This window comes from Streptomyces sp. BBFR25, from assembly GCF_044590125.1.
Lineage (GTDB): Bacteria > Actinomycetota > Actinomycetes > Streptomycetales > Streptomycetaceae > Streptomyces > Streptomyces canus_D.
Genome location: NZ_CP172447.1, coordinates 2,616,636 through 2,634,341, shown reverse-complemented (window position 1 = coordinate 2,634,341; position 17,706 = coordinate 2,616,636). Strand labels below are relative to the sequence as shown.

General features: G+C 74.6%; 17 protein-coding genes and 2 pseudogenes. 9 read left to right on the top strand and 10 right to left on the bottom strand.

Annotated elements, in window-relative coordinates; genetic code table 11:
• Positions 1-13: 13 nt before the first annotated feature.
• From ACGH52_RS11960 to ACGH52_RS11940, 5 genes and pseudogenes are all read right to left on the bottom strand, one after another.
• Positions 14-1,003 carry a hypothetical protein gene (locus ACGH52_RS11960; RefSeq protein WP_210977269.1) on the bottom strand — a complete coding sequence of 330 codons (990 nt, stop codon included), beginning with the start codon at positions 1,001-1,003 and terminating at the stop codon, positions 14-16.
• Positions 966-1,100 (bottom strand): annotated as a pseudogene (locus tag ACGH52_RS11955) (iron transporter); the annotation flags it as partial. The pseudogene ACGH52_RS11955 and the gene ACGH52_RS11960, both read right to left, overlap by 38 nt.
• Before the next feature lie 3 nt (positions 1,101-1,103).
• Entirely contained in the window at positions 1,104-1,946 is an 843-nt protein-coding gene (locus tag ACGH52_RS11950; RefSeq protein WP_399938935.1) for a heme ABC transporter ATP-binding protein, read from the bottom strand.
• Positions 1,943-3,034, bottom strand: a complete 1,092-nt coding sequence (locus tag ACGH52_RS11945) for a FecCD family ABC transporter permease (RefSeq protein WP_399938933.1) — start codon at positions 3,032-3,034, stop codon at positions 1,943-1,945. Before ACGH52_RS11945 ends, ACGH52_RS11950 begins: the two co-directional genes overlap by 4 nt.
• Positions 3,031-4,062 carry a hemin ABC transporter substrate-binding protein gene (locus tag ACGH52_RS11940; RefSeq protein WP_076974083.1) on the bottom strand — a complete coding sequence of 344 codons (1,032 nt, stop codon included), beginning with the start codon at positions 4,060-4,062 and terminating at the stop codon, positions 3,031-3,033. Before ACGH52_RS11940 ends, ACGH52_RS11945 begins: the two co-directional genes overlap by 4 nt.
• A 103-nt stretch (positions 4,063-4,165) precedes the next feature.
• Between ACGH52_RS11940 and ACGH52_RS11935 the strand changes: the two genes are divergently transcribed.
• The 5 genes from ACGH52_RS11935 to ACGH52_RS11915 all read left to right on the top strand — a co-directional run bounded on the left by ACGH52_RS11935 (position 4,166) and on the right by ACGH52_RS11915 (position 9,121).
• The gene (locus tag ACGH52_RS11935; protein WP_399938929.1) at positions 4,166-5,611 is read left to right on the top strand and encodes an HtaA domain-containing protein; all 1,446 of its coding nucleotides are present in this window, start codon (positions 4,166-4,168) and stop codon (positions 5,609-5,611) included.
• A 30-nt stretch (positions 5,612-5,641) separates the two neighbouring features.
• Complete coding sequence (locus ACGH52_RS11930; RefSeq protein ID WP_399938927.1) at positions 5,642-7,231, top strand: HtaA domain-containing protein; 1,590 nt, start codon at positions 5,642-5,644, stop codon at positions 7,229-7,231.
• Positions 7,232-7,273: 42 nt separating this feature from the next.
• Positions 7,274-8,152: a hypothetical protein gene (locus tag ACGH52_RS11925; protein ID WP_399938924.1), complete on the top strand. Its 879-nt coding sequence runs from the start codon at positions 7,274-7,276 to the stop codon at positions 8,150-8,152.
• 8 nt (positions 8,153-8,160) lie between these two features.
• A complete protein-coding gene (locus ACGH52_RS11920) occupies positions 8,161-8,805 on the top strand; it encodes a PhzF family phenazine biosynthesis protein (RefSeq protein WP_076974079.1) in 645 nt (214 codons plus the stop codon).
• A 103-nt stretch (positions 8,806-8,908) separates the two neighbouring features.
• Positions 8,909-9,121 carry a hypothetical protein gene (locus tag ACGH52_RS11915; protein WP_059302847.1) on the top strand — a complete coding sequence of 71 codons (213 nt, stop codon included), beginning with the start codon at positions 8,909-8,911 and terminating at the stop codon, positions 9,119-9,121.
• 95 nt (positions 9,122-9,216) lie between these two features.
• Here ACGH52_RS11915 and ACGH52_RS11910 read toward each other — a convergent pair whose 3' ends face one another.
• Positions 9,217-9,864, bottom strand: a complete 648-nt coding sequence (locus ACGH52_RS11910; protein ID WP_121702396.1) for a heme oxygenase (biliverdin-producing) — start codon at positions 9,862-9,864, stop codon at positions 9,217-9,219.
• Between the two features lie 133 nt (positions 9,865-9,997).
• Positions 9,998-10,855 carry a type I methionyl aminopeptidase gene (map, locus tag ACGH52_RS11905; RefSeq protein ID WP_059302845.1) on the bottom strand — a complete coding sequence of 286 codons (858 nt, stop codon included), beginning with the start codon at positions 10,853-10,855 and terminating at the stop codon, positions 9,998-10,000.
• A gap of 57 nt (positions 10,856-10,912) precedes the next feature.
• Here map and ACGH52_RS11900 point away from each other — a divergent pair, with 57 nt between their 5' ends.
• Positions 10,913-11,152: a hypothetical protein gene (locus tag ACGH52_RS11900; protein WP_193777648.1), complete on the top strand. Its 240-nt coding sequence runs from the start codon at positions 10,913-10,915 to the stop codon at positions 11,150-11,152.
• Between the two features lie 34 nt (positions 11,153-11,186).
• Here ACGH52_RS11900 and ACGH52_RS11895 read toward each other — a convergent pair.
• Both ACGH52_RS11895 and ACGH52_RS11890 read right to left on the bottom strand, forming a co-directional pair.
• Positions 11,187-11,354: pseudogene (locus ACGH52_RS11895) on the bottom strand (MFS transporter); the annotation flags it as partial.
• A 62-nt stretch (positions 11,355-11,416) separates the two neighbouring features.
• Positions 11,417-12,031 carry a hypothetical protein gene (locus ACGH52_RS11890; protein ID WP_076974077.1) on the bottom strand — a complete coding sequence of 205 codons (615 nt, stop codon included), beginning with the start codon at positions 12,029-12,031 and terminating at the stop codon, positions 11,417-11,419.
• A gap of 131 nt (positions 12,032-12,162) precedes the next feature.
• Here ACGH52_RS11890 and npdG point away from each other — a divergent pair, with 131 nt between their 5' ends.
• Positions 12,163-12,882 (top strand): NADPH-dependent F420 reductase, encoded by a 720-nt coding sequence (gene npdG, locus ACGH52_RS11885; RefSeq protein WP_059302841.1) that lies wholly within the window; start codon positions 12,163-12,165, stop codon positions 12,880-12,882.
• A gap of 53 nt (positions 12,883-12,935) precedes the next feature.
• Positions 12,936-13,136, top strand: a complete 201-nt coding sequence (locus ACGH52_RS11880) for a hypothetical protein (protein WP_059302840.1) — start codon at positions 12,936-12,938, stop codon at positions 13,134-13,136.
• Between the two features lie 7 nt (positions 13,137-13,143).
• Here the strand turns inward: ACGH52_RS11880 and ACGH52_RS11875 are convergent, their stop codons facing one another.
• Positions 13,144-13,941 carry a site-2 protease family protein gene (locus ACGH52_RS11875; protein WP_059302839.1) on the bottom strand — a complete coding sequence of 266 codons (798 nt, stop codon included), beginning with the start codon at positions 13,939-13,941 and terminating at the stop codon, positions 13,144-13,146.
• Between the two features lie 189 nt (positions 13,942-14,130).
• On the opposite strand from ACGH52_RS11875, the gene ACGH52_RS11870 reads away from it, so the two are divergent.
• Positions 14,131-17,700 (top strand): AfsR/SARP family transcriptional regulator, encoded by a 3,570-nt coding sequence (locus ACGH52_RS11870; RefSeq protein ID WP_399938917.1) that lies wholly within the window; start codon positions 14,131-14,133, stop codon positions 17,698-17,700.
• The last annotated feature ends 6 nt before the right edge of the window (positions 17,701-17,706 follow it).

Genomic DNA, 17,706 nt, shown 5'->3' with positions numbered 1-17,706 from the left:
GGCACGGGTACCGCTACTCGCCCTTCCCCGACGTCAGGCCCTGGACCCGGCCCAGCACCGACACCTGTCCGTCCGCCGGGTCGAGCACGACCTGGTTGGAGACGAACTCCATGGTCAGCGACTGCTTGATCTCACCGTCCGTCAGCGCCAGCACGTCCTTGTTCGGCGTCGGCACGGACGCGCCCCGCGCGGCGGTCTGCTTCTCGAAGTGCCTGCTGGTGAAGAACACCAGCGCGCCGCCGTCCTTGGTGCGCAGCGCCAGCGGCGCGTAGTCGCCGTTCGTCAACGGCTCGTCGATGTACTGGGTGACCAGGCCGGGGCGGATCGACCGCTTCTCGCGCAGCGCGCGCCAGGAACTGGTGTGCACGCCGTCCGCGAAGGACTTGCCGCCGTCCTGCAGATACGTCGTGTAGCCCTTGCTCAGGTCGGCGGGCGGGACGCTCACGTCGGTGGAGTTCGCGGGCACGGCCTCGGCCCAGCCCTCCTGGTCGGTCTTGAACTCGGGCACCTTGCCGGGGGCGACCAGCGTCAGGTACGCCGCCTCCCAGGTCTCCTCCAGACCGTCCCTGGTGAACACCAGCAACCAGCGTGCCGTGCCGCCCTTGTTGGCCTTGGCGTCCGCGACGAACCAGCGCGGCCAGCCCGCCTTCTTAGGGATCGTGAACTTCGCGTCGGTCAGCTCCAGCGGCTCGTGCGCCGGATTGCCGTCCGGGTGGTTGGCCGCCCCCGCCTTCAGCCGCGCCGAGTCGATCGCGGCGAGGGCACCGGCGGTGTGGTCGGCGTCCAGGGAGGCGTCGTACGCCTTGTCGGCCGCGTTGTAGGCGGAGGTGAACCGCTCCAGCGCCTTCGCCGCCTCGGCCCGGGTGGCGGAGGGGAGCACCTCGCGCTCGCCGTGCACCACCACGCAGCCGCTCGCCGTCAGCGACAAAGCGGTCGCCGAGGCGGATATGAGCGCGTACTTCTCCAGCCTGCGGGGCCTTCGAGGGCCGCGGTCCTGGCTCATCAGGTTCCTTCACCTTCCCCTTCCCGGAGGCGAACCCTACCGGGGCCGGGAAGAGCGCGAGTGCCCAGACCGGGTACAGCGGCCACACCGTGACCTCGCGTCAGGGTTCGCGGCGCGGGACGACCAGGAGCGCGCCCGTGCGCGGGTGCGGGAACACCTCCACCGCCTGGTCGTAGACCTCCGACAACAGCTCCTCGGCGAGCACCTGCGACGGCGGGCCCCCGGCCGCGATCCGGCCCGAGCGCAGGACCGCCACCCGGTCCGCGTACGCCGCCGCCAGCGCGAGGTCGTGCAGGACGACGACCACCGCGTCCCCGGCCCGCGCCCGCTCCCGGCACAGCCGCAGCACGAGTTCCTGGTGCCTGAGGTCCAGGGCCGCGGTCGGCTCGTCGAGCAGCAGGAGGGGAGCGCGCTGGGCGAGGACGCGGGCGAGGGCCACGCGGGCCCGTTCGCCGCCGCTGAGTGCGGAGAACGGGCGCCGGGCGAAGCCGGTCACCTCCGTGCGGGCCATCGCCTCGGCCACGGCCGCGTCGTCCTCGTCCTCCCGGTCGCCGCCCGCCCAGGGCGCCCGGCCCATCCGGACGACCTCCTCCACCGCGAACGGGAAGGACAGCGACGCCGACTGGGGCAGCACCGCCCGGCGCAGCGCGAGTTCGGGCGGCGACCAGTGCGACACCGGGCGGCCGTGGATGCGTACGACTCCCTCGGCGGCCGGGACGTCGGCGGCCAGCGCGCCCAACAGGGTGGACTTGCCCGCCCCGTTGGGGCCGACCAGGGCGAGCACCTCGCCCGCGCGGACGTCCACGTCCACCCCGTCGAGGACCGGCCGCCCGCCGAGGCGCACGCGCACTCCGGTGGCCTCGGCGAGGAGGTCGCCGGGCGCGGCCGGGGGCGGCGGCGCCGGAGGGGACGGCACGAGCCGCGGCAGTCTGATCCTTCTCATGCCCAGCCTCCCTGCCTGCGCCGGGTGCGGCGCAGCAGCCAGAAGAAGAACGGACTGCCCAGCAGCGCCGTCAGCACCCCGAGCGGCAGTTCGGCCGGGTCCGCGACCGTGCGGGCGGCCAGGTCGGCGGCGAGCAGCACCAGCGCGCCGAGCAGGGCGCTGCCCGGGATCAGGAACCGGTGCCCGGGCCCCGCCGCCATCCGCAGCAGGTGCGGGACGACGAGTCCGACGAAGCCGATGACACCGGCCACGCTCACCGCCGCCGCGGTCAGCAGGGCGATCACCAGCACGAGGACGATCCGCAGCCGCTCCACGTCCACGCCCAGGTGGCGGGCCGGGCGTTCGCCGAGGGCGAGCAGGTCGAGGCGACGGGCGTACAGCGGGGCGAGCCCGAGGCCGAGGGCCGCGCACGGCAGGACCGCCAGCACCTTCGGCCAGGTCGCCTGGGCGAGCGAGCCCAGTTGCCAGAAGGTGATCTGGTTGACCGCCGCGGTGTCCGCGAAGAACAGGAACAGTCCGATCAGCGCGCCCGCGAAGGCGTTCACCGCGATGCCCGTGAGGATCAGTGTCACGACCTCCGTACGGCCGCCCGAGCGGGACATCGCGTAGACCACCAGGACGGTGATCAGGCCGGAGACGAAGGCGAAGACGGACACCGTCCAGGTGCCGAGGAAGTTCAGGCCGAACGCGATGGCGGCGACCGCGCCGACCGCCGCGCCCGAGGAGACGCCGATGACGCCCGGCTCGGCCAGCGGGTTGCCGAACACACCCTGCATGAGTGCCCCGGCGCACCCGAGTGAGGCGCCGACCAGCAGGGCCAGCACGATCCTGGGGAACCGCACGTTCCACAGCACCGAATCGGCCACCCGGTCCAGCTCCGTGCCGCCCAGCCCCGTCCGGTGCAGCAGCGAGCCGAGCACGTCGCCGACCGGGATCGGGTAGGCGCCGGTGCCGGCCGCGACCGGGACGAGGACCAGCAGCCCGGCGGCGAGGGCGGCGGTCAGCAGCCAGGCGGTGGTGCGCCGGGCCCGGGGGGCGGGCGGGTCCGCGGGCGCCTGGGCGCGGACCGGCTTGTCCAGTACGGTCACTTGGCGCCGTCCTCGCCGTACAGCTGCGCCACGACCGACTTCAGCACCTGGTCGGTGCGCGGGCCGTAGTTGAGCAGTACGCCGTCCTCGACGGAGACGATCCGGCGGTCCATCCCGGCCGGGGTCTGGGCGACACCGGGGATCTTCACCAGTCCGTCCACGCCGCCGACCGACTCGAGTCCCTTGCTCATCACCAGGATCGCGTCCGGCGCGGCCTTGACGAGGGCCTCGCTGGTGATGGCGGTGAAGTCCTTGCCGAGTCCCGAGGCGGCCCCGGCGTCCACCGCCCCGGCCGCCTCGATCAGCGAACCGGCGCCCGACTCCCTGCCGCCGATGAGGTAGACGGAGGCCGAGCCGCGCAGGTACAGGAAGGCGACCCGGGGCTCCTCCCCGTGCGGAACGTCCTCGCGTACGGCCTCGATCCGCTGCTCCGAACGCCGGGTCAGCTCCTGCCCGGCCGCCGGTACGCCGAGGGCGTCGGCGACCGCCCGGATGCGCGGGCCCACGTCGTCCAGCCCCTTGGCCGCCTCGACGAAGAGCACCGGGACCCCGGCGGCGCGGATCTGTTCCACCGCCTCCTCGGGTCCCGTGGTGGTCTCGGCGAGCACCAGGTCGGGTTTCAGCGACAGCACGCTCTCGGCGGAGACGTCGTGGCCCCGGGTCACCACGGGGAGTCGCGCCGCCTGTTCGAAGGTGGCGGTGACGTCCCGGGCGACGACGCGGTCGCCGAGCCCGAGCGTGAAGACGATCTCGCTGAGGCTGCCGGAGAGGGGGACGATCCGCTCGGCCGCCTTCACCGTCACCCGCGCGCCGTCGGCGGAGGGGACGGTGACCGGGAGCCGGGGGTCGGGTCTCTTCGGGAGCGGTTCGACGCGGTTCGCGACGGCCTCCCCGGCCGGGGCGGACCGCGCGCCGCCCGGGGAGTCGCCGGGCGCGGCCTTCGACGAGCCTCCGCAGCCCGTCGCGGTGAGGGTCAGGGCGAGCACGGACAGCAGCGCTCCCGCCAGTCGGTTCCGCAAGCGTCGCACGGTTTTGTCCGTCCTCTCCGGTCGACCGCCAGTATCAGTCGGCTAGAGCTTAGGTTAGCCTTACCTTTGTTCGCTACCGGCCCCCCGATCCGGAGGACTTCGCATGCCCGCCCGCCTTCGCGCCCTGGTCACCGTGGTGTGCGCGGCCGTTCTCGGCGCCCTGCTGTCCGTGACCGCCGCCCATGCCGAGAGCCGGACCGTGCAGGGCGGTCGGCTCGACTGGGGCATCAAGTCCTCCTTCCAGAGCTACGTCACCGGGCCGATCGCGAAGGGGAGTTACTCCCTGAACGGGGGTGCGGCCACCGTCGGCGGCAGCTCCTTCCGCTTCCACTCGGCCACCGGCACCTACGACGGCGGCACCGGCGCCTTCCGCGCCGCCTTCTCCGGCGGCGTGCACTTCCTCGGCCACCGCACGAGCGGCGGCACCCACCAGCTCGACCTCACCCTCAGCCGTCCCACCGTGAGCGTCTCCGGCTCCACCGGCACGCTCCACGTGGACGTCGTCAGCAGGGCGAAGGACACCGGGGCGGTCACGACGTCCCGTCAGGTGCCCTTCGCCTCCCTCTCCCTCGGCGGCATCGACATGCGGGGCGGCGGAAGCACCGTGGTCCTGAACAACCTCCCCGCCACCCTCACCGCCGAGGGCGCCCGCTCCTTCGCCGGGTACTACACCGCGGGCACCGCGCTCGACCCGGTGAGCCTGTCGGTCGACGTCGAGGCGCCCGCGTCGCGGGAGGAGAAGCAGCCGTCGGGCACCCCCGCACCGTCCGCCGAGTCGCCGAAGCCCGCGAAGACGGCGAGCGGCGCGGTCCGGGACGGCGCCGTCGACTGGGGGGTGCGCCGCACCTTCCGCGAGTACGTCACCGGCGACGTCGCCGACGGCGAGTGGGCCCTGTCCGCGGGTGCCCAGGACGGCGGCGCGCTCTTCCGCTTCCCCGGCGGCGAGGGGACGTACCGGGACGGCGACCTCACCGCCGCCTTCCAGGGCACGGTGCGCTTCACCGGCGCCCACGGCCTCGACCTGAGCCTCGGCAACGTACGGGCCGTCGTCGAGGACGGCGACGGCACGCTGTACGCCGACGTGACGAGCCCGGACGGCGTGGAGAAGAAGGTGCCCCTGGTCACCTTCACCGCGGGCGACCTGAAGCCGGCCGGCGGTCTGGTGAAGGTCACGGAGGCCCCCGCGAAGCTCACCGCGCGCGGCGCGAAGGCCTTCGGCGGCATGTACCAGGCGGGCACCGGGATGGACCCGGTCTCCCTGGCCGTCGCCCTCACCGCCGACGCGCGACTGCCCGCCCTGCCCGACCTCGGCAGCGCGCCCACGCCGAGTGCGAGCCCGCGGCCCGAGAAGACCGAGGCCGACACCTCGGCCGCCCCCGTCGCGAGCACCACCGACGACGGCGACTTCCCCGCGCTTCCCGTCTCCCTCGCGGCCGGTGCCCTGCTGCTTGCGGCCGCGGCCCTGGTCGCCGTCGCCCTGCGCAGGCGCCGCGCCCGGCCCGCCGCGTCCCCCGGCACCCCGGCGGACCCGGCCCCGGACCAGGGCTGAACACCCCCGACACCCAAGGAGAACCGAGCCATGCCCGTCAGACGACGCCGCTCCACCGCACTCGCCGCCGCCGTCGCCACGGCCGCCGCCCTCGGCGCCACCGCCCTCGCCACGGTGGGCGGGGCCACCAGTGCCTCGGCGGCCGAATCCCCGCTCGCCGACTACGAGTTGACCTGGGGCATCAAGCAGTCCTACCGGACGTACGTCGGCATGTTCGGCAGCTTCACCGCCTCCGAGGGCGCCGCCCAGGCGGACGGGAACGGCGCGTTCACCTTCACCGACGGCACCGGGACGTACGACACCTCGGCGCACACCGTCGACCTCGCCTTCCGGGGCAAGCTGGTGAGCGCCTCCGCCGCGCACCACTTCGAGGTCACGCTCACCGACGTGCGCTTCGACAGCGGCGCCGGTGAGATCACCGCCGACGTGACCACGGTCGACACCTCCGGCGCGACGCCCACCAAGAAGGGCGACGACGTGCCGCTCGCCACGGTCGCCGTCACCCGCGCGATGACCGACATGGCGACCACCCTCACCGCCGAGGCGGGCGAGTACCTCGGCAGCGCGAGCTACGCGGGCGCGGCCGGGGACCCGCTGACGGTGGTCAAGAAGACGCCGCCGAGCACGGAGCCGTCCACCGGGCCCACCACCGGGCCCACCACCGGGCCCACGACCGGGCCCAGCGGCGAGCCCAGTGGGGAACCCTCCCAGGAGCCGAGCACCGGCCCGGCCGACCCGGAACCGACCGACCCGCAGACCACGCCCGGCACCCAGGACCCGAGCCCGGCGGCGAGCACGAGCGCCTCGCCCTCGGCCCCCGCGAGCGCGGCCCCCGCCAAGGGCGCGATCGCCGACGGCACCCTCGGCTGGGGGGTGAAGGAATCCTTCCGCGCGTACGTCGTCGGCACCATCGCCAAGGGCCGGGTCACCGTCTCCGGCGGCGCCGCCCAGGCCGCCGGGAACGGCGCGTTCACCTTCAAGGACGCCACCGGCACCTACGACACGGACGCCGACAAGCTGACCGCCACCTTCAAGGGCGCCGTCAACTTCAAGGGCCACGAGTCGGGCGGCACCTACGGCCTCGACCTGACCCTGAGCAATCTCAAGGCCACCCTCGAAGGCGGCAGCGGCACGCTCTCCGCCGACGTGAACAGCCTCGGCACCCGGACCCGGGGCGTGGTCCTGGCCGACCTCGAGGCCGGGTCCGGCGACCTGAAGGCCGACAAGGACGTCATCACGGTCGACGGCATCGCCGCCACCGTCACCGACGCCGGTGCGAAGGTCTTCGGCAACTACCCGGCCGGCACGGCCCTGGACCCGGTCGACCTGTCGGTGGCGCTCAGCGACGACGCCCAACTGCCGGACGGCGGGGGCACGGGCACGTCCGGCGGCGCGGGCGGCACCGGCGGCGCGACCACCGGCGGCGCCGGAGGCAGCGGCGGTACGGGTTCGACCATCGGCGGCACCGGAACGACCACCGGCGGTTCGATCGGCGGCGGCAGCCTCGCCTCCACCGGTTCGGACCTGCCGGGCCCGGCCCTGGGCGCGGCGGCCGGTGTCGCGGTCGCGGTCGGCGCGGGCGCGGTGTACGCGACGCGCAGGCGGCGTACGCGGGCGTAATCCCTTTGCGGGCCGGGGCGGTTCGCCCCCGATACTGTCCGGATGGAACGAGCCGTACGGGAAGGGACGCCGGGACCCCTGGTCCTGGACGTCCGGGGCCGCCCCGGACCGCCGCCGCTGCGTTTCGTCCGGGCCCGGGACGGCGGCCCGCCCACGCTCCACCAGGGTGACCGCACCCTCACCCGGGCCCTCCCCCAGACTTCGTCCGGGGGGACCCCCATCTCGCTTCGCTCGCACGGCGACGGCTGCTGCCGCGAGCTGCACCTGCATCGCCTGCCCGGGCACCGCTCCCCGCTGCCGCCCCTGCGCGCCGCGACGATGCGCACGCCCGCCGCCGACTGGCGGCACCGCTGTGCCCGGTGGCTGGAGGACAGCCCCCACGGCCCGCTGCACGACGGACGCTGGTCGCTCACCGCACGCGCGTCGTTCGCTCCCGGCATCTGGAACGAGGACTTCGTACGGGACTGGCCCGACACCGTCCTCGAACTGCTCTGCGGAGGCGGCTGGCACGGCGTCCTGCCCCTGCGCCCGCTCTCGCGTCCCGACGCACCGCGCGTGAAGGCGTACCGCAAGCACGCCCGGGAGGGCACCCTCGCCCCGGTCCTGCTGTGGTGGGTGTCGTTCCTCGACGGCTGGCTGGTCCTGGACGGGCACGACCGGGCCGTGGCGGCGCTGGCGGAGGGCGCCGAACCGGCCTGCGTGGTGCTGGCCCGGCTGCCGGCGGAGGCGGAGTGGCGGCTGACCGCCGACGCGGTCGGCGAGGGGCACGCGGAGCGGATGTCAGGGCTCCCGGCCCGTCCCGCCGACGCGCGGACCGAACGCCGGCGCGCCGCCCTGGAACGCGGGTACGCGGACGCGCTCGCCACCCTCCCCTACGACGAAGCCCCCACCCCGCTCTGGCCGCCCGCGGACGATGCTTGAATGCCCCGGTGACCGACTACGACGTACTGCGCGTCTTCTGCGCTCCGAACGGCGGATACGGCAACGAACTCGGCGTCGTCCGGGAGGGGTCCGTGCTGCCGGAGCCCGAGCGGCGGCAGGAGCTGGCCGGCAAGCTGGGCTTCAGCGAGACCGTGTTCGTCGACGACCCCGAGCGCGGCGTCGTCGACATCTACACGCCCACCCTGCGGCTGCCCTTCGCCGGACACCCCTGCGTCGGCGCCGCCTGGCTGCTCGACGTGCCCGAACTCGTCACCCCGGCCGGGGTGGTGGGCGCCCGGCTGGACGGGGAGTTCAGCTGGATCGAGGCCCGCCCCGAGTGGGCCCCGCCGCGCACCCTGCGCCAGTACGCCACCGTCGCCGAGGTCGACGACCTCGCGGTGCCGCCGAAGGGGGAGTGGGTCTACGCCTGGGCGTGGGAGGACGAGGCGGCGGGACGGGTGCGCGCCCGTGCGTTCCCGGGCCGTGACGACGGCATCGACGAGGACGAGGCGACCGGTGCGGCGGCGCTGCTGCTGACCGGACGGCTGGGCCGCGCCCTCAACATCACCCAGGGGGTCGGCTCCCAGATCCTCACCGCCCCTCAGCCCGAGGGCTGGGTCGAGATCGGCGGGCGGGTGCGCCTGGAGCGGTGACGGGAGTCCCGTACCGCGCCTCCGTACGGGTGGAACAGCGTGTGCGCGCGACGGCGAGGGGGGACCACTGGGCCTGACCGCTCAGTCTCCCGAGAGGAAACCCATGCGCATCCGCTCCGCCCTCGCCACGGTCCTGCTGACCGCCGCCATGACCGCCGGTGGTGCCGCGACCGCCACCGCCTTCGACGGCCCCCTGCACGGTGACAAGGACGCCACCTGCAGCCCGTACTTCGGCGCCATTACCACGGACAGCACCGGCGACCTGTACTTCGGCGGCATCAACTGCCGCAGCGACGACTACGACATCGGCAACTGAGCCGCTCCTGCGGTCCGCTCTCCCGGTCCCCCTCGGCCCAGGCGGCCGAGGGGGACCGGTGTGTCCGCGGGCGCGGGTGCCGGCGCCGGCGTCGCTCACGCGGAGAGCGGGAACTCCTCGCCCAGCGCCCGGAAGACCGCCGTGTTGAGCGCGAAGGCGCGCTTGCACTCGGCGACGACCCGCTGCTTCTCCAGGTCGTCCGCGCGGATGCCGTCCAGCAGTTCGCGGTACTCCCGCTTGAAGGCGGCCGGGTTGGAGATCTCCTCGAAGACGTAGAAGCGGACCCCGTCGCCCTTGCGGGCGAAGCCCCACGTCCGCTCGGCCTTGTCGCGGATGATCTGACCCCCCGACAGGTCGCCGAGGTAGCGCGTGTAGTGGTGGGCGACGTACCCCGCCGGCCAGTCCTCGGCGCACTCGCGCACCCGGGCCGCGTACGCCTCGGTCGCGGGCAGGGCGGTCAGCCCCGCGCGCCAGCCGTCCCCGCGCAGGTGCGCCAGGTCCCGCTCCAGCGAGGCCAGCCGCAGCAGCTCCGGCCGGACGAACGGCCCGACCACCGGGTCCGCCGCCAGCCGTCCGGCGGCGGCCTCCAGGGCCTCGTAGACGAACCACAGCTGCTCGGTGTAGCGCGCGTACGCGTCCACGCCGAGCCGGCCCCCGAGCAGGTCGCTCATGAAGGTGGAGGTCTCCGCCTCCACGTGCTGCTCGTGGGACGCCGTGCGGATGAGGGTCGAGAAGGAGTCCATGGGCGCGATTTTCTATGGTTAGGCTTACCTAAGTCAATAGGTTGCCGACGGGCTGTCGGTAAAAGCCTACCCACCCGGACGCGAAACGGCCCGCCCTCCGGGGAGAGCGGGCCGTGTCCGGGGACGTGCGGGGTCAGGGAAGGGTGAGGATCTCCGCGCCCGAGTCCGTCACCACCAGCGTGTGCTCGAACTGGGCCGTCCGCCTGCGGTCCTTCGTGACGACCGTCCAGCCGTCGTCCCACATGTCGTACTCGTGGGTCCCGAGCGTCAGCATCGGCTCGATGGTGAAGGTCATCCCGGGCTGGATGACGGTCGTAGCGTGCGGGCTGTCGTAGTGCGGGACGATGAGCCCCGAGTGGAACGACGAGTTGATGCCGTGGCCGGTGAAGTCCCGCACCACCCCGTACCCGAACCGCTTGGCGTACGACTCGATGACCCGGCCGATGATGTTGATCTGCCGGCCCGGCTTGACCGCCTTGATCGCGCGGGCCAGCGACTCCCGGGTCCGCTCGACCAGCAGGCGGCTCTCCTCGTCCACGTCGCCGACCAGGTAGGTCGCGTTGTTGTCGCCGTGCACCCCGCCGATGTACGCCGTCACGTCGAGGTTCACGATGTCGCCGTCGCGCAGCACCGTGGAGTCGGGGATGCCGTGGCAGATGACCTCGTTGACCGAGCTGCACAGGGACTTCGGGTAGCCGCGGTAGCCGAGCGTCGACGGGTAGGCGCCGTGGTCGCACATGTACTCGTGCGCCACCCGGTCCAGCTCGTCCGTCGTCACGCCGGGCGCGATGTGCTTCGCGGCCTCCTCCATCGCCCGCGCCGCGATCCGCCCGGCCACGCGCATCGCCTCGACGGTCTCGGGCGTCTGCACCTCCGGCCCGGTGTACGGCGTCGGCGCGGGTTTGCCGACGTACTCGGGCCTGCGGATGTTTCCGGGCACGGAACGGGTGGGAGACAGCTCCCCTGGTACGAGCAGCGACTGGCCAGACATGCAGCGAGTCTAACCAGCACGCATGGGGGAACATGTCGGTGGCGAGAGGAGCTGCCCATGGCCCTGTTCAAGAAGCGCACGGTCGGCAAACCGGGCGAGTGGTACTACTGCCTGGAGCACCAGAAGGTCGAGGAGGGCCCGGACTGCCCGGGCAAGGACCGCTTCGGACCGTACGCCTCCCGCACCGAGGCCGAGCACGCGATGCAGACCGCCCGCGAGCGCAACCTGGAGTGGGAGAACGACCCCCGGTGGCACGACGCCTCCGCCCAGGGCAGCGGCGACGACCGGGACGACTGATCGACCGCGAGGGCTGATCGGCTGGGACGACTGATCAGCCGCGCGCGGCGGCTGCGCGCTTCTCGCGCAGCCGCACCGCGTGCTCGTTCGTCCGCGCGTCGTACGTCATCATCGTCGGCAGGCACAGCGCCGGCAGCCCCACCGCGCCCGCGCACAGCAGCCCGCCCGACCACACCGAGGCCCGCACCCCGACGAGCGCGGCCGTCATGGAGCGGGCGGTGACGGACACGGGACGGGGCGTGGTGGTCGCGGGCCCCCGGGGCGCTACCAGCCGGAGGGTGGTGGGGCCGTCAGGTGGTCGGCGAGGCGGGAGAGGCGGTCGCGGAAGCGGCGGCGGCCCCGGGGCTGCGGCACCGCGTTCTCCCCGGCCGACGCGCTGACCAGGTGCTGCACCGTGTCCAGGTCCAGCTCCGCGCCGTCCGGGACGGTCAGCGTCTCGTGCGCCATCGCCGTCAGCTCCCGCTCGCCCGGTGCGCGGTCGGTGCCCAGTGCCAGCACCGTCGCACCGGCCCGGCGGGCGTCGTGCACCCGCTCCAGCAGCGGGGCGCCCGGATCGTCGGGCGTGACCACCAGCAGCGTCTCCCCGCGCCGGGCCGCCGCCAGCCGCCCCAGGCCGACCGCGAGGTGCGCCGGGTCCGAGGGGCGCGCCCCGTGCCGTACCAGCGTCGGTGCCAGCTCCGGCGTCCCCGACCAGGCGGCCTCGTCCACCAGGTGCGCCGCCAGGTGCCAGGGCTCGAACCCGGGGGTGCCCACCAGCAGCAGGCCGCCCCCGTGCGGGACCACCGACCCCCGCAGCGCCCCGGCGAACCTCCGGGTGGCCCCCAGCCACTCGGTCCCGGCGAGCACTTCCCGCAGCAGCGCGACCCGTACGGCGTCCATGCGGCCGCATCCTGCCGCAACCGCGACCGCGCGGTCCGGCGTTCGCCCCGGATTCACCCGGCCCGGGGACCACCTCCCGCCGGGCGGGACCCGTACCCGTGGGCAGCCCGCAGCGGACGTAGGGTCGCTCCATGACCTCTACCGACAGTGCTGCACAGAAGGCCCCCGCCAAGGCTCCGGCCAAGGACCCCTGGGACCTGCCCGACGTGTCCGGGCTGGTCGTCGGCGTGCTCGGCGGCACCGGGCCCCAGGGCAAGGGCCTCGCATACCGCCTCGCCAAGGCCGGCCAGAAGGTGATCGTCGGCTCCCGCGCCGCCGAGCGCGCCGCGGCCGCCGCCGAGGAGATCGGACACGGCGTCGAGGGCGCCGACAACGCCGAGACCGCCCGCCGCAGCGACGTCGTGATCGTCGCCGTGCCCTGGGACGGACACGGCAAGACCCTCGAATCCCTGCGCGAGGAACTGTCCGGCAAGCTCGTCGTCGACTGCGTCAACCCGCTCGGCTTCGACAAGAAGGGCGCCTACGCGCTCAAGCCCGAGGAGGGCAGCGCCGCCGAGCAGGCCGCCGCCCTGCTGCCGGACAGCCGGGTCGCCGCCGCCTTCCACCACCTCTCGGCGGTCCTCCTCCAGGACCCGGAGATCGACGAGATCGACACCGACGTGATGGTGCTCGGCGAGGAGCGGGCGGATGTGGAGATCGTGCAGGCCCTCGCGGGCCGCATCCCCGGCATGCGCGGCGTCTTCGCCGGGCGGCTGCGCAACGCCCACCAGGTCGAGTCGCTGGTCGCCAACCTGATCTCCGTCAACCGCCGCTACAAGGCGCACGCCGGGCTCCGCGTCACGGACGTATGAGGCGATGGGGGACACTGGTCGGTACCAGTGTCCCCCCGACAGGAGCCGTTCCCATGCCCCGCCTCGCCCTCTACGCCCTGGTCGTCTGCGTACTCGCCGTGGCCGCCGCCGTCGTCTCCTTCGTGCGGGGCAGCGTCGTGATCGGCGTGGTGTGGGTGCTGCTGTCGGGGCTGTCGTCGAACATGTGCTGGTACTACGTCAAGCGCGGCCGGGACGCCCGCCGCGCCGCCTCCTCCCCGTCCGTCACCGGCTGAGCGGCGGTCAGCCGCCCGGCGTGCACAGCGGGTCGGTCTGCCAGAAGCGGTACAGCTCGAAACCGCAGTACGTGTCGATCTCGCCGATCCCCAGGCCGCGCAGCAGCGCGTCGATCGCGTCGAAGAACACGCCGTTGAGCGCCGGGATCCACAGCAGCGCGAACACGATCAGCAGCCCGAACGGCGCGAGCGGCTCCACCTGCCGCCGCACGTTGTACGACAGCCAGGGCTCGATCACGCCGTAGCCGTCCAGGCCGGGCACCGGCAGGAAGTTCAGGATCGCGGCCGTGACCTGGAGCAGCGCGAGGAACGCCAGCGCCAGCCGGAAGTCGCGCGGCACGCCGTCCAGCGCGTCCAGCCAGAACGGCGCCGTGCACACGACGGCGAACAGCACGTTGGTCAGCGGGCCCGCCGCCGAGATGAGGCTGTGCCGCCAGCGCCCCCGGATCCGCCCGCGCTCGATGAAGACGGCACCGCCGGGCAGTCCGATCCCGCCCATGATCACGAAGAGGACGGGCAGGACGATGCTGAGCAGCGCGTGCGTGTACTTCACCGGGTTCAGCGTGAGGTAGCCCTTCGCGCCGACCGAGATGTCGCCGCTGTGCAGCGCGGTGCGGGCGTGCGCGTACTCGTGCAGGCACAGCGAGACGACCCACGCGGCCGTCACGAACAGGAACACGGCGAGCCCGGGCTGCTCGGCGAACCCGGTCCAGGTGGCCCAGCCCGTGACCGCGGCGACGGCGACGATCCCGAGGAAGACGGGACTGATGCGCCGGTCACTGGGGCGGGCGGTGGCGGTGGACATGGAACTCCCTGACTGTGTCGGGCACGCGTGTCGGGCACCCGCGGGGTGCGGGACTGCCCGACCGTACCGGGCGTACGGGGAGAACGTCTCGTGCGGGGCGGACGGTTCCGGGACGCCGGGACGCCGGGACGCCGGGACGCCGGGACCGGGGTCGGCGGAGGCCCGGCCGCGCCGTGCGGCCAAAACCCCGTGACCGGCTCCGACGGCAGCGGGGACAATGGTCCCGTGCGCTATCGCATCCTCGGCACCACACAGGTACTCCGTCCCGACGGCACGGCCGTCCCGCTGGGCGGGGCGCGGCTGCGTGCCCTGCTGACCGTGCTTGCCCTCCGGGCCGGTCGCGCCGTCCCCGCGGGACTGCTGGTGGAGGAGGTCTGGGACGGGGACGGGCCCGCCGACGCGCCGGGTGCCCTGCAAGCGCTGGTGGGGCGACTGCGGCGGGCGCTGGGCGCGGACTCGGTCGCCTCCGCCGACGGCGGTTACCGGCTCGTCGTCGCCCCCGACGACGTCGACCTGCACCGCTTCGACCGGCTCGCGGGGGAGGGCGCCCGCGCCCTCGCCGACGGCGACCCGGCCAAGGCCGCCGTCGTGCTCGACGACGCCCTGTCGCTGTGGCGCGACCCGGTCCTGCCCGACCTGCCGGACCGCACCGCCGAGACGGCCCGCTGGACGACCCGGCGCCTGGACGCCCTGCGCGCCCGCCACACCGCCGCCCTGGACCTCGGGCAGGCCGAGCACTCGCTGCCCGAGCTGACCGCGCTGTGCGACGGCCATCCCCTGGACGAGCCCCTCCAGGCGCTGCGGCTGCGCGCCCTGCGCGACACCGGCCGCACCGCCGAGGCACTGGCCGCCTACGAGTCCGTACGCCGCCTCCTCGCCGACCGCCTCGGCACCGACCCCGGACCCGAGCTGCGCGCCCTCCACGCGGAGTTGCTCAGCCCCTCGCCCACCCCGGCACCGGGCCGGAGCCGGACCCCGGGCCGGACGTCCGGCCCCGGCCCCGCGTCCGGTGCGTGGGGCGCGTCCGGTCCGGCCCCGGCAGCCGGCCCGGCCCCGGGTTCCGCCGTCGCGCCCGGATCCGGTACCGCGCCCGGCACAGCCCCCGCCCCCGGCACAGCCCCCGCCCCCGGTCCGCAGTCCGCTGCCGGGCCGCAGCCGGTCACCGCTCCCGCCTCCGGTACGGCGCCCGGGACCGCCGCCGCGCCCGGCCCGGAGGGAGCCCGCCCCCGGGGCAACCTGCGTGCCCGGCTCACCTCCTTCGTCGGGCGGGACGGGGACGTGGAGGCGCTGCGTGCCGACCTGGCGGCCACCCGGCTCGTCACCCTCCTCGGTCCCGGCGGAGCCGGGAAGACCCGGCTGTCGCAGGAGGCCGCCGAGGGGGCCGGGGACACGGCGCGGGACGGGGTGTGGCTGGCCGAGCTGGCCCCCGTCGACGACCCCGCCGACGTACCGGAGGCCGTCCTGACCGCCGTGGGTGCCCGCGAGACCGTGCTCTACCGCGCAGGTGCCGAGGAGATGCGGGCCGTCACCGGCTCCGAGGGGCAGGGTGGCGCCGTCGAGCGGCTCGTCGAGCACTGCGGCCGTCGCCGGATGCTGATCGTCCTCGACAACTGCGAGCACGTCGTCGACGCCGCCGCCCGCCTCACCGAGGAACTCCTCGCCCGCTGCCCCCACCTGACCGTCCTCGCCACCAGCCGCGAACCCCTCGGCGTGCCGGGGGAGTCGCTGCGCCCCGTGGAGCCGCTGCCCGAGCCCGCCGCGCTGCGGCTGCTCGCCGACCGGGGCGCCGCCGCCCGGCCCGGCTTCCGCGTCGACGCCGACGAGGAGACCGCCGCCGCCTGCGCCGAGATCTGCCGCCGCCTCGACGGCCTGCCGCTGGCCATCGAACTGGCCGCCGCCCGGCTCCGCATGCTCACCCCGCGCCAGATCGCCGACCGGCTCGACGACCGCTTCCGCCTCCTCACCTCCGGCAGCCGCACCGTCCTGCCCCGCCAGCAGACGCTGCGCGCGGTCGTCGACTGGTCCTGGGACCTGCTGGACGAGGACGAGCGCGAGGTGCTGAGGCGGCTGTCGGTCTTCGCGGGCGGCTGCGACCTCGCCGCCGCCGAGGCCGTGTGCGGGCCCGCCGCGCTGGACGCCCTCGGCTCCCTCGTCGACAAGTCCCTCGTCGTGGCCACGCCCGTGACGGACCGGCTGTCCGGCGAGAGCATGCGCTACCGGCTCCTGGAGACCGTCGCCGAGTACGCGGGCGAGCGCCTCGACGAGGCCGGCGGACGCGAGGCCGCGGCCCGCGCCCACCTGACGTACTACCGCGAACTGGCCCGCACCACCGACCCGTTGCTCCGCGGCGCGCGGCAGCTCGCCGCCATCGAGCGGTTGGAGCGCGAGTACGAGAACCTGCGCACCGCGCTGCGGCACGCCATCGCCGAGCGCGACGAGCAGGAGGCGCTGAGCCTGTCGCTGTCGCTGGTCTGGTACTGGCAGATGCGCGACCTGCGGGTGGAGGCCCGGAACTGGTTCGTCGAGGTGATGGCGCTCGGCCCGGACCCCTTCGCCGAACCGGTCACCCCCGCCCGGCCGGTGTGGGAGCGCTGCACCTCCGTCCCGCCCCCGCTGACCGGCGAGCTGCTGGCCGAGGCCCGTCGCGGGGTGCACCTGGCCCATCTCGCCTGCATGGACACGGAGCTGGACGCGTGGCAGAACCCGGCGGCCCAGCACAAGCTGCGCGCCATCGCGGCCACCTACGAGCCGGGCATGCCGCAGACCTGTTCCAGCCCCGGCCTGCTCTGGTTCTACGCCGTGATGCTCACCGGTGACATGGAGCGGCTGCGCGTGATCATGGACGCCACCGTGCGCACCTGCCGCGAGACCCCGGGCTACGAGTGGGAGCTGGCCGGCGGGCTGCAGATGCGCGCCAACATGCTCGCCAACCGCACCGACTGGGCGGGCGACGCGGTCCGCGACGCCGACGAGTCGCTGGAGATCTACCACCGGCTCGGCGACGCCTGGGGCATGGCCGAGGCACTCTCCGGGCGGGCCGAGGCCCGCGAGCGCGTCGGCGAGTACCGGCTGGCCGCCGCCGACTACCGGGCCGCCGCGCAGCACGCCGAGCTGCTCGGCGCCCACGCCCAGGTGGACATCCTCGACGCCCGCCTCGGCAGCGTGCTCCTGGAGGCGGGCGACACGGAGCGGGGCGAGCGCGTCCTGCGCGAGGTGATCGGCCGCACTGCCGGGACGGGCCACAACGGCGCGATGCCCGCGGCCCGGCTGTTCCTCGCCGGGCACCTGGGCATGACCGGCCGCAAGGCCGAGGCCGGCGAGCAGTTGCGGCTGCTGCGCGAGGAGTTCTCCATCGCCCACTTCGTGGTCTTCGACGCTTTCATCCTCGCCGCCGAGGCCTGGCTCGCCACGCTGGAGGGCCGGCACGAGGAGTGTCTGAGCCGGATCCGCAAGTCGCTGCAGAAGGCCGAGGACCCGCTGTCCAAGGCCATCGCCCCGCACATGCGCTCCGCGTACTTGACCATCGCCGCGATGGCCCTGGCCCGCCTGGACGACGGCGAGCGGGCCGCGGACGGTGCCCGGTGCCTCGGCGCCGCCGACGCGATGCTGCCGCCCGGGCACGTGTCGACGGGCATGGAGCGGGACGCGCGCGGGCGGGCCGTCGAGCGGGTCCGCGAGGCGCTCGGCACCGAGGCCTACGACGCCGCGTACGCCGAGGGCGGCCGGCTCTCCCCCAAGGAGGCCGTCGCCCTCGTCTGACGCATG